The sequence below is a fragment of the Sphingomonas sp. Ant H11 genome (genome assembly GCF_000797515.1).
Lineage (GTDB): Bacteria > Pseudomonadota > Alphaproteobacteria > Sphingomonadales > Sphingomonadaceae > Sphingomonas.
Map to the genome: position 1 here is coordinate 107,905 of NZ_JSBN01000213.1, position 11,005 is coordinate 118,909.

The window sequence follows — 11,005 nt, forward strand, 5'->3', positions numbered from 1 at the left end:
GGAGAAATCGGTCATTGCTTGGCCCAACGCGGCAGAGCGCGTTCGGTTCAGAACGGAACGTCGTCGTCCAGATCGTCGGCAAAGCCGCCACGTGCTGCGCCGCCACCGGCGGGGGCCCCGCCGCCGCGCGATCCACCGCGATTGCCGCCGCCATAGCCGCCCGAACCGCCGCCGAAATCGTCATTGCCGCCGAAATCGTCGCGCGGGGCCCACCGCCGCCGCCACCTGAACCGGGCGCACCGTCTAGCATCGTCAGTACGCCGTTAAAGCCCTGCAGCACGATTTCGGTCGAATATTTGTCGTTGCCGCTGGCATCCTGCCATTTGCGGGTTTTCAGCGCGCCTTCGATATAGACCTTCGAGCCCTTGCGCAGATAGCGCTCCGCCACGCCGCCAAGTGCTTCGTTGAAGATCGCGACCGAATGCCATTCGGTCTGTTCCTTGCGCTCGCCGGTATTCTTGTCCTTCCACGTCTCCGACGTGGCGATGCGCAGGTTCACGACCTTGCCGCCATTCTGGAAGGTGCGGCTTTCCGGGTCACGCCCGAGATTGCCGACGATGATTACCTTGTTGACGCTGCCGCCCGCCATAGTCTTTTCCTGCGCTGTCCGGGGCTAAAGCCCGAGTCCGATGGCGGCCCAATAGACCGCTCCTGCAGCGATGTAGGCGAGCGCGAACAAATAGCCAACCATGAAGGCAGGCCACTTCCAGCCATTGGTCTCCCGCCGTGTGACGGCAATTGTCGAGATGCATTGCGGCGCGAACACGAACCACATCAGGAAAGCGAGCGCGGTCGGCAAGCTCCAGCGCGCGTGCAGCGTCTGCGCCATCTTGGCTTCGTCTTTGTCGCCTGCGGTATCAATGGCATAGACGGTGCCGAGCGCCGCGACCGCGACTTCGCGCGCGGCCATTGCCGGGATCAGCGCCAGCACGATGTCGCGGTTGAAGCCGATCGGGCGAAAAGCGGGTTCGATGGTGTTGGCAATGCGCCCGGCGACCGAATAATTCACCGCCGAGACCGGGCTGCCCTCGGGCGGCTTGGGGAAGCTCAGCAGCGCCCACAATACGATGGTGGTGAAGGCGATGGTGGTGCCCGCGCGCTTGAGGAAAATCTCGGCGCGGCTCCACAACCCGAGCGCGAGATCGCGCGCGCGGGGCAGCTGATATTTCGGCATTTCCATCATGAAGCCCGAAGAGGCCCCCTTGGTTACCGTGCGGCGCAGGACAAAGGCGACAACGAACGCCCCGACCACGCCCATGATGTAGAGGCCGAGCATCACCAGCCCCTGCAAGCCGACAAAGGGCAAGACCCTGGTGTTGGGGATGAGCGCGCCGATCACCAGCGTGTAGACCGGCAGGCGCGCCGAACAGGTCATCAGCGGCGCGACCAGGATGGTGGTCAGCCGGTCCTTCTCGTCCTCGATCGTGCGCGTCGACATGATGCCGGGCACGGCGCAGGCGAAGCTCGACAGCAGCGGGATGAACGCGCGGCCCGACAAGCCGACGCTCGCCATCACCCGGTCCATCAGGAAAGCGGCGCGGACCATATAGCCGCTGGCTTCCAGCACCAGGATGAAGAAGAACATGATCAGGATTTGCGGCAGGAACTTCACCACCGCGCCGACGCCGGCGATGATGCCGTCGGTAATGAGCGAGCGCAGCACCGAATCGGGCATCACGTCCTTGACCTGCGCGCTCAGCCAGTCGAACCCGCCGGCAATCGCGTCGGCCGGATCGGCACCTGCGTAAAACACCGCCTGGAACATCACGAACAGGATCGCGAACAGCAGTATCAGCCCAAATACGGGGTGCAAGGCGACCGAATCGAGCGCGTGCGTCCAGCGGCGCACCGGGGCCTCCGCAACCGTCGCCGCCATCGCGATCTTGCGCGCGCGCCGTTGCAGCGTGACAATGTCCTCGCCGATCGTGCCGTCGCTCGGGCGCAGCCGGATCGCGGCCCCCTCGTCAATGACTCCGCCGAGCTTGGCCTTCAGCTCGTCCAGGCCGCGCCGCCGCACCGCCACCGTGGCGATGACGGGCACGCCGAGCTCCGCCGACAGCCGCGCCGGATCCAGCGTCAGCCCGTCGCGTTCGGCGAGATCGAACATGTTGAGCGCGACCACCACCGGTAGCCCGAGCGCGATCAATTGCAGCGTGAAGCGCAAATGGTTGTCGAGGTTGGAGGCATCGACCACCACCACCAGCGCATCGGGCAAACGCTCGCCGACTTGCGTGCCGGTCACGAAGTCACGCGTCACGCGCTCGTCGGGGCTGGACGGTTCGAGGCTATAGGCACCCGGCAGATCGACCAGATCGACGATGCGGCCATCGGGCAGCGCCAATTTGCCCGAATGGCGTTCAACCGTCACGCCCGGATAATTACCGACCTTCTGCCGTGCACCGGTGAGGGCATTGAACAGCGCGCTCTTGCCGGCATTGGGATTGCCGACCAGCGCCACCAAGGGCGCGGCACCGGGGACGGGGGGCATGTTAGCGCGTGACGGGCGAAACGAGGACGGCACCCGCGACCGCGCGGCGCAGCGCGACGGTCATCCGCCCGATCCGGCACGCGATCGGCCCCTTGCCGAGGCTGGCGCGGTGCAGCACCTCGACGCCGACGCCTTCATCAAAACCCAGTTCGCGCAAGCGCCGCGCCTCCGGGGTCGACAAATGCGCCCAGTCGATCGCGGACACCGTCGCGCGTTGCCGCTGCGGCAGCGACTCGAGGCTGAGCAATGGAAGAGACGACGCAGTCTTCACCGGGTTGGACATATCCATGATGCGACTGATTATCAATGACGGGAGCGCAACGCCAGCTTTAAATGCGAATCACTCTCAAACGGCGGGGTAGCGCAACCGTCCGATGAAGCGCGACAGGCTCGGGCGCAGTTCGGCGCGGCCCACCACTTTTGCCTTGGCCTTTTCGAACTGCATGATCCCCGCGATGCGCCGCGCGAGAAAGGCGCGGGTGTCGGTATAGCCGTCGCTCTCATCGTTCAGAAAGATCGTGACCGTGGAGCCATACACCGCCGCCAGCAGCGCGCGCTTGGTATAGTGGTTATAGTCGGTCGCGGTATCACCCGCGGCGCGCCACATCACGTCGGCGGCATGCCAGCCGAGCTTCACTCCGCGCGTGACGTTCTGCGGCAGCGCGAGAAGCGCGAGCGCGCGCCGCAGGGCCTCGCGATCGGGCGCGGTTTCGGCGAGGCGCGCCTCGACCAGCGCGGTGATCTTGTCGCGAATTTTCATCGTCGCCAGCCGCTCGGCGGGTACGCGATGCAGCATGGCGTGGTCGATATGGCCGAACCACGCCTCCACCATATCGACCGCGCCGCCGGGAAAGGCGAGCCGCGCGACATCGCGATCGACCCCTGCACTGTCCGCCGCGAGATCGCGCGCGCTATCGCCCCAGCCGTCAAACCCGGCATTGGCGGCGATCAGCGGCGCGAGCGCGGCGCGGATTTCATCGAGCGTTGCATCGGCCAGCGGCGTGGGGGCGATCGAGTCTGTCATGGGGGGGGTATCTAGGCGCGCGCGGGGCGGCTGACCAGCACCAGCGCGATGGCAACCAGCAGCGCGCCGACCCAGTCGGCCCAGCCGAGTTGTTCATGATAGACGACCCAGCCGATCGTCGTGCCAACCATCGGCTGGACCAGCAGGGCGAGCCCGATCGTCAATGGCGGCAAGCGGCCAAGTCCGTAGATCATCAATCCCTGGCCGACGATCTGGCTCACCAACGCAAGACCGATCAAGGGTGCCCAATGCGTCGGCAGCAGCTTTTCACCGAGCAGCAGGGCGAAGCACAGCAGGGGCACGATGCTCGCCACCGTCGACAGCGCCAGCGCCGGGAGGGGTGCTAGCACCGCGCGCACGCGGGCCATGAGGATGAAATAGACGGTGTAGAGCAGCCCCGCCAGCACGCACAAAAGATCCCCCGCGAGATGTCGCGGATCGAGCTGGTACGACCGGCCCATCAGCAACCCCGCGCCAATCGCGGCGAGCGCCAGGGCACACCCCTGCAGTCGCGTCGGCCACGCCCGTGCGATGAGAAAGCCGTAGATCGGGAACATCAGCGTCGCCGAATTGCCGAGCAAGGTTGCATTGGCGAGCGTGGTGCGCAGGATCCCCAGGTGCCAGCTCGCCAGATCGGCGGCAAAGCTGATGCCGCCGAGCGCGATCATCCACCACAGTCTGCGCGACAGAACGGGTGCTACACCAGCTACGGGTCGCCATCCCCGCGCGAGGCCGCCGCGACGAGCATCGGCGCGGCGAGGGTGATCCGCCAGAAGGCGGATGCGACCGGACCGGTATCGGACACGCGCACGAACCAGGGCCCGAAGGCCAGGGCCGCGTTGGCGACAATTACCGCCAGCAGCGCCACCGTGCTGGCTGGAATTGCAGGCGTAACAGTTATTCTTTTGTATAGGGTGTCGTGCATGCCGCGCTGTAGCGCCCTATTTATGGTGCGTCACAGCAAAAGGACTTGTCCGCAATGCCCAGCCTCTTCGACCCGATCCAACTCGGTACGATCCATGCGCCCAATCGCATCCTCATGGCACCGCTCACGCGCGGACGCGCCACGCGCGACGCCGTGCCCACCGAGATCATGGCCGAATATTATACGCAGCGCGCGAGCGCCGGGTTGATCATCACCGAAGCGACAGGGATCAGCCGCGAAGGGTTGGGCTGGCCGTTTGCCCCGGGGATCTGGACCGACGAACAGGTCGAACATTGGAAACCGGTGGTGGATTCGGTTCATGCGGCGGGCGGGCATATTGTCGTCCAGCTTTGGCATATGGGTCGCCAGGTGCATTCCTCGGTAACGGGCGTGCAGCCGGTCTCCTCCTCCGCCACCCGCACCGACGGGCAGGCGCATACCTTTGAGGGCAAGAAGGATTTCGAGATTGCCCGGCCGCTCGAACTCTCCGAGATCCCGCGCTTGCTCGCCGATTATGAACACGCCGCCCGCAACGCGATCCGCGCCGGCTTCGATGGCGTGCAGATTCATGGCGCGAATGGCTATCTGATCGACCAGTTCCTGCGCGACAACGCCAATTTCCGCGACGATATCTATGGCGGCTCGATCGAGAATCGCATCCGCCTGATGCGCGAAGTGACCGAGCGCGTCGTATCGGTTGCCGGTGCGGGCCGCACCTCGATCCGCCTGTCGCCCAATGGCGATTCACAAGGGGTGGATGACAGCAACCCTCGCGCGCTGTTCACCGCCGCCGCCAAGGCGCTCGACGAAATCGGCATTGCCTTTCTCGAATTGCGGGAGCCGGGCCCCGACGGCACCTATGGCCGCACCGACGTCCCCAAGCTCAGCCCGGCGATCCGCGAGGTCTTCACCAAGCCGTTGGTGGTGAATTCGGATTACACGACGCTGGAGCAAGCCCAGGACGTCCTGGACTCGGGCGTTGCCGATGCCGTCGCCTTCGGGCGCACCTTCCTTGCCAATCCCGATCTCCCCGAACGGCTGCGCACGGGGGCACCGCTCAACCCGTCCAACCCCAAGACGTGGTTCAGCCAGGGCGCGGAAGGCTATATCGACTATCCGGCGCTGGAAACGGCACCGGCCTGAAGCCGGTGGCCCCTCCCGGAAACGGGAGGGGTCAGGCCAGCGGCACGAAGCGCAAGGGCAAGCCGTCTTTCGGCCGCGGAATCGGCCAGGCTTGCCATTGTGCCCCCGCGTCTGCGTCGAGTTCGATCCGATACCGGCTGAGCAATTGCGCGAGCAGGATACGAATCTGCATCGTCGCGAAATGCAGCCCCAGGCACATATGCGCGCCGCCGCCAAACGGCACCCACGCATATTTGTGGCGGGCGCGCACCGCCTCGGGCGTGAATCGCAACGGGTCGAAGCGCTGCGGGTCTGGCCACAGCTCTGGCATGGTGTGGGTATAGGCCACGCTGACGCTGACCGTGGTGCCGGCCGGAATATGATAGCCGCCGAAGTCGAACGGCTTGATCGCGCGGCGCGGCAGCGAGGGCACGGGCGGGATCAGCCGCAGCGCTTCCTTGAAAGCCATGTCGGTCAATTCGAGCCGGTCGAGCTGGCTATAGGGCAGCGCGCCTTCCGCATTCATGCCGAGTTCGGCAATCTCGGCGCGGAGTTTCTCCTGCACTCCGGGTTGCGCCCGAGCAGCATGATCAGGCTGGTCGCCGAGGAAGTGATGGTGTCGTGCGCCGCCATCATCAGGAAGTTCATGTGATCGGCAATCGCATCGGCTGGCAGCGGCTGGCCGTCATCGCCGGTCGCGCGGCAGAATTGCGAGAAGAAGTCCTGGCCCTGGCCAGCCCGCCGCGCCGGAATCTCGCGTTCGAACAGCTCGATCAGATAGGCGCGCGCGCGCACGCCCTTGCGCATTTGCGATCCCGGCAGCGGAATGCGGATCGGCGTGATCGACGCCTGCACTTCATCGACAAAGGCCTGGTTGATGCGCGTCGCCTCGGGGCCGAGCGGCATGCCGAGAAAGCTCTCCGCCGCCAGATCGAGCGTCAGTTCCTTGATCGCGTCATAGAAGCGAATGGGTTTGTTGCCCCAGGTCGCCACAGCGCGCGAAATGCCCGCATTGAGCGTTTCGGCATAATGCCGCATCGGCTCGGGCTTGAACGCCACCGCCATCACCTTGCGGTCGGCGCGGTGCTTTTCGAAATCCATCAGCATCAGCCCGCGCGGGAACAGCAGGTTGAGCAGCGGCCCCCAACCCTGTTCGGACGAAAACACGCGGTCGCGGTCGAACAGCACCAGTTCGTTGGCGTCGGGGCCGATCAAGCTGACCGTCGGGCCGCCAAAGGCATTGTTGCGGAACACCGGGCCATACGTGTCGATCATCCGCTTGCCGAAAGCGACGGGGTCGCGGAGCATGCGGAAGGTATTGCCGATGAACGGCAGACCGTCCTCGCCCGGAATGGCATGGATCGCGGATTGCTTCTGGCGGGGCAGCCAATGCGGGTTCGCCCGATAGGTGTGCGCATAGGCCATCGATCGCTCTCCCACTTATTGACACCAGTATAAGTAAGATCGCGGCGGATGGAAGCCTCAGGCGGCGGTGGTCTCGCCCAGCGAATCGAGGCAGCGCGCCACCCACGGCAAACCCACCGTGGCGATCGCACTGCTCAGCGCCACGCCGATGATGAGAAAGGGCAGCATCCATTCGATATTGATGATGGCGAGGAGCAGTAGGGTGGCCAGGGCAACGATGCCGAACAGCAGTACCCTGCCGACCCGCTGTTCGCCCTGCGGTGAAAGCGCGATCACGCGCGGGCCCTTTTGATCCCAGCTTGGCCCCGTGGTCAGCAAGCGGCGGCCGCTTGCGTCGCGCACCGGCACGCGACCGCGACCAGCATCGCTGGGATACGCGCATCGGTCGCGCTGCGGCTCGGTCGCGCAACCGTGGCGGGCGGGGCGGGGGTCGTTTTGTCCGCCCAGGTATCGATGGTGATCAGCCGCCCGTCGCGCTCGAAAAATTTTGTAGCGAGGCGGGGGCGGCTGCACCCGTGTTTCAGCCGAAGCGGCTCTTCAGCGCCAGCATCGCCAGCGCAGCCTTGGCCGCGGCACCGCCCTTGTCGAGCTGCGCGCGGTCGGCGCGGACGATCGCCTGCGCTTCATCCTCGGTGGTGAGAATACCATTTCCGATCGGCAGGCCGTCCATCGACAGCGCCATCAATCCCCGCGCGCTCTCGCCCGCGACGATCTCGAAGTGATAGGTCTCGCCGCGAATCACCACGCCCAGCGCGACGAACGCATCATAGGCTCCGCTATCCGCCGCCAGCGCAACGGCGGCGGGAATTTCCAGCGCGCCCGGCACGGTGATCGTCTCGTGCTTGTGGCCAGCCTCCTCGATCGCGGCGCGCGCGCCGTCGAGCAGCATGTCGTTGAGATGGTCGTAGAAGCGGGCTTCGACGATGAGAATCTTTGCCACGATCAATCCTTGGGAATGCCAGAATGCGAAATTGCGCCGCCTTGATAGCGCGGCTCGTCGCTAATGTCGCGGACTGCCCAGCTGGGCGAGGGCAGCGCCCTCAACCCCACATCGTCGGGCCATTCGATCTCGGCAAGTTCCAGCGGTGCCAACGCACCAAGGAATTGATCGATTCCGAACGTGATTCCCTGGTCGACGATCTCATAGCGCCGCTTGGCGAGGGCGGCGGCAGGCAGCGCCTCCAGCAGCGCGTACTCGTCCTCGGTCAAATAGGTGGTCACGATCGGTCGCGCGAGCGGATCGTCGCACTCGTATTTCTTGGTGAGCTTCAGCGCCTGCTCACCGCTGGCGCTTGCCGTCATTCGCCGCAAACGCATCCGCGTGTTGGCGATATAGCGGTCCTCAATCAGCACATAGGGCAGCGCCGACAGGTCGGGTCGTATTGCGGGATCGACCAGCCAGCGCCGCTCACGTTCGATATGCGCATATTTGGGATCGCGTGCCTCGTCGATCCCGGTGCGCATTATTCGCCTCCAGTGCCGGGAATCGCGCGCTCATCGACAATCGACAAGCCATAACCTTCGAGGCCGACCAGCGCATGGTGGGTGTTGGTCAGCAACACCATTTCTTCAACGCCCAGCTCCGCCAGAATCTGCGCGCCGACGCCGTAATCGCGCAGCTCCTCGACCTCGGGCGCGCCTGCGCCCTTGCCTTCGCCGCGCAGCTTGATGAAGCGCGTGACCGAATCCTTCATCGGGCGGTTGATCACGACGATGACGCCGGCACCTTCCTCCGCGATCAATTCCATCGAGCGCGAGAGCAGGCCCGAGCGTTCGGATTGCTCGCCGAACATGTCGACGAAATAGGAAGCGGTGTGCATCCGCACCAGCGTCGGCTTGGCCGGGTCGATCTTGCCCTTGACCAAGGCGATCGTTTCGTCGCCGGTCGCCTTGTTGTGGAAGGTCATCGCCTTCCACTGGCCGCCCCATTTCGACTCGAACGCCATTTCGGCGCGCTTCTCGACCAGATGATCGTGGCGGCGGCGATAGGCGATCAAGTCGCGGATCGTGCCGATCTTGAGATTGTGGAATTGCGCGAAGGTGACGAGGTCGTCGAGGCGGCTCATCGTGCCATCCTCGTTCATGATCTCGCAGATCACGCCCGACGGGTTGAGCCCGGCCAGCCGCGAGACGTCGACCGCCGCCTCGGTGTGCCCTGCGCGGACCAACACGCCGCCATCGCGCGCGACCAGCGGGAAGACGTGGCCCGGCGTGACGATCTCGTCCTTGCCCTTGGACGAATCGATCGCGACCGAGATGGTGCGGGCGCGGTCGGCGGCGGAAATGCCGGTGGTCACCCCATCGCGCGCCTCGATTGAAGTCGTGAAGGCGGTTTCATGCCGCGTGCCATTGTGGCGGCTCATCAGGTCGAGGCCGAGCTCGTCGACGCGTCTCCTGGTCATGGCAAGGCAGATCAGTCCGCGGCCATATTTGGCCATGAAGTTGATCTTTTCAGGCGTCGCCATCTGTGCCGGAATGACGAGGTCGCCCTCATTCTCGCGGTCTTCGTCATCGACCAGGATGAACATGCGGCCATTGCGGGCCTCGTCGATCAATTCCTCAGGGGTCGACAGGAACCCATGGCGCAGGCGCGCGACTTCAGGCTGTGGCACGATAATGCTCCATGCGTTTCAGATAGCGGGCGAGGACGTCAATCTCGATATTGACGGCGGCACCGGGGTGAAGGTCGCCCAGCGTGGTCATCGCCTGGGTGTGCGGAATGATGTTGAGCGAGAAATGCGAGGTGTCGCCATGGTCGGCGACGGCATTGACCGTCAGCGACACGCCATCGACCGTGATCGAACCCTTTTTCGCGACGAAGGGGGCCAGGTCGGCGGGCACCGCGATATCGATCCTGCGCGAATCGCCGTCGTCGCTGACGCTCACCACACTGCCGATGCCATCGACATGGCCGGTCACGATATGCCCGCCCAGTTCCTCGCCGAGCTTCAGCGCGCGTTCGAGGTTGAGGCGGCGTCCGGTGGTCCATTGTTCGGACGGCGTGCGCGAGACGGTTTCGCCGGAGACGTCGGCGGCGAACCAGCCGGATTCGCCCGCGCCCGATTTGTCGACGACGGTCAGGCACACGCCCGAACAGGCGATCGACGCGCCAAGATCGACGCCTGCCATATCATAGTCCGTCCGCACGAAGATGCGCCGGTCGCCGCGCGCCTCGACCCGGTCGATCGTGCCGATATCGGTGATGATGCCGGTGAACATCGCGCTATCCTCTTTCGCCCGGTGCAGGCTCCCTGACGCGCTCGTAAACCTCGAGCCGGTCGCTGCCAAGGCTCCGCGACTCGATCGGTCGCCAGCGGCCATGCGCGTCGGCAAGATCGGTGAGGCCAATGTCGGGCAGCGTGCGCCCACCGCCGATCAGGATCGGCGCACGATAAAGCAACAGCCGGTCGACCAGATCGCTGGCTAGGAACGCGGCGGCGGTCGCCGGGCCGCCCTCGACCAGGACGTGATCGACCGCTTCGAGTGTCGAGATGTCAGCGGGCGCGGCGATGCGCGTCCAGCCATCGGTTTCGGTGCGCGACAGCAAAATTCGCTGCGGGCTGCGCGATTCAAGTCCCGCGAGCCGGACGTCGAGCTTCGGAGCGTCCGCTTCGAAGGTCCCGCGTCCAACCAAAATCGCTTCGTGGCGCGCGCGTTCCAGGTGCGCGTGCGCGCGCGCTTGCGGCCCGGTGATCCAGACGCTTTGCCCCGACGCCAGCGCCATCGCCCCGTCGAGCGACACGGCGAGTTTCAGCGTCACGTGTGGGCGTCCGAGCAGGCGGCGGGCAAGAAATCCCGCCATCGCCCGGCGGGCTTCGTCGGCGCGCACACCGACCTCCGCCGTGATACCGGCGTCGCGCAGGCGCGCAATACCCGCGCCGTTGGTGCGCACATCGGGGTCCTCCATCGCGACCACCACCCGTGCCACGCCGGCCAGTTGCAGCAGATCGCTGCACGCGGGGCCGCGCGGCGAGACGTGGGCGCAGGGTTCCAGCGTGACATAGACCGTCGCCCGCGGCGC

Annotated in this window: 12 protein-coding genes and 2 pseudogenes; 1 reads left to right on the plus strand and 13 read right to left on the minus strand. The window is 65.4% G+C overall.

Translation table 11 applies throughout. The features are described 5' to 3' along the window. Nucleotides 1–47: 47 nt before the first annotated feature. The 6 genes and pseudogenes from ssb to NW75_RS28480 all read right to left on the minus strand — a co-directional run bounded on the left by ssb (nt 48) and on the right by NW75_RS28480 (nt 4,437). Nucleotides 48–589: pseudogene (gene ssb / locus NW75_RS22490) on the minus strand (single-stranded DNA-binding protein). Between the two features lie 24 nt (nt 590–613). Further along, nucleotides 614–2,488: a ferrous iron transporter B gene (feoB, locus tag NW75_RS22495; protein ID WP_171010535.1), complete on the minus strand. Its 1,875-nt coding sequence runs from the start codon at nt 2,486–2,488 to the stop codon at nt 614–616. 1 nt (nt 2,489) lies between these two features. Further along, a complete protein-coding gene (locus NW75_RS22500) occupies nt 2,490–2,777 on the minus strand; it encodes a FeoA family protein (protein WP_033967554.1) in 288 nt (95 codons plus the stop codon). A gap of 57 nt (nt 2,778–2,834) precedes the next feature. Then, nucleotides 2,835–3,512 carry a COQ9 family protein gene (locus tag NW75_RS22505; RefSeq protein WP_033967556.1) on the minus strand — a complete coding sequence of 226 codons (678 nt, stop codon included), beginning with the start codon at nt 3,510–3,512 and terminating at the stop codon, nt 2,835–2,837. 11 nt (nt 3,513–3,523) lie between these two features. Further along, nucleotides 3,524–4,180, minus strand: a complete 657-nt coding sequence (locus NW75_RS22510) for a DMT family transporter (RefSeq protein WP_443024513.1) — start codon at nt 4,178–4,180, stop codon at nt 3,524–3,526. Nucleotides 4,181–4,218: 38 nt separating this feature from the next. Then, the gene (locus NW75_RS28480) at nt 4,219–4,437 is read right to left on the minus strand and encodes a hypothetical protein (protein ID WP_443024514.1); all 219 of its coding nucleotides are present in this window, start codon (nt 4,435–4,437) and stop codon (nt 4,219–4,221) included. A gap of 54 nt (nt 4,438–4,491) precedes the next feature. Here NW75_RS28480 and NW75_RS22515 point away from each other — a divergent pair, with 54 nt between their 5' ends. After that, complete coding sequence (locus NW75_RS22515; RefSeq protein WP_033967557.1) at nt 4,492–5,580, plus strand: alkene reductase; 1,089 nt, start codon at nt 4,492–4,494, stop codon at nt 5,578–5,580. Between the two features lie 31 nt (nt 5,581–5,611). Here the strand turns inward: NW75_RS22515 and NW75_RS22520 are convergent. From NW75_RS22520 to ribD, 7 genes and pseudogenes are all read right to left on the minus strand, one after another. Then, nucleotides 5,612–6,984 (minus strand): annotated as a pseudogene (locus tag NW75_RS22520) (cytochrome P450). Nucleotides 6,985–7,041: 57 nt separating this feature from the next. After that, on the minus strand, nt 7,042–7,332 hold the full coding sequence (locus NW75_RS22525) for a hypothetical protein (RefSeq protein WP_033967558.1): 291 nt from the start codon (nt 7,330–7,332) through the stop codon (nt 7,042–7,044). A gap of 172 nt (nt 7,333–7,504) precedes the next feature. Beyond that, complete coding sequence (gene ribH, locus NW75_RS22530; protein WP_033967591.1) at nt 7,505–7,924, minus strand: 6,7-dimethyl-8-ribityllumazine synthase; 420 nt, start codon at nt 7,922–7,924, stop codon at nt 7,505–7,507. Nucleotides 7,925–7,926: 2 nt separating this feature from the next. Beyond that, the gene (locus tag NW75_RS22535; RefSeq protein WP_033967559.1) at nt 7,927–8,448 is read right to left on the minus strand and encodes a hypothetical protein; all 522 of its coding nucleotides are present in this window, start codon (nt 8,446–8,448) and stop codon (nt 7,927–7,929) included. After that, nucleotides 8,448–9,596, minus strand: a complete 1,149-nt coding sequence (gene ribB / locus NW75_RS22540; protein ID WP_033967561.1) for a 3,4-dihydroxy-2-butanone-4-phosphate synthase — start codon at nt 9,594–9,596, stop codon at nt 8,448–8,450. Before ribB ends, NW75_RS22535 begins: the two co-directional genes overlap by 1 nt. Then, on the minus strand, nt 9,583–10,203 hold the full coding sequence (locus NW75_RS22545; RefSeq protein ID WP_033967562.1) for a riboflavin synthase: 621 nt from the start codon (nt 10,201–10,203) through the stop codon (nt 9,583–9,585). Before NW75_RS22545 ends, ribB begins: the two co-directional genes overlap by 14 nt. A gap of 4 nt (nt 10,204–10,207) precedes the next feature. Continuing rightward, on the minus strand, nt 10,208–11,005 hold a 798-nt coding region (gene ribD / locus NW75_RS22550), incomplete at its 5' end, for a bifunctional diaminohydroxyphosphoribosylaminopyrimidine deaminase/5-amino-6-(5-phosphoribosylamino)uracil reductase RibD (RefSeq protein ID WP_033967563.1).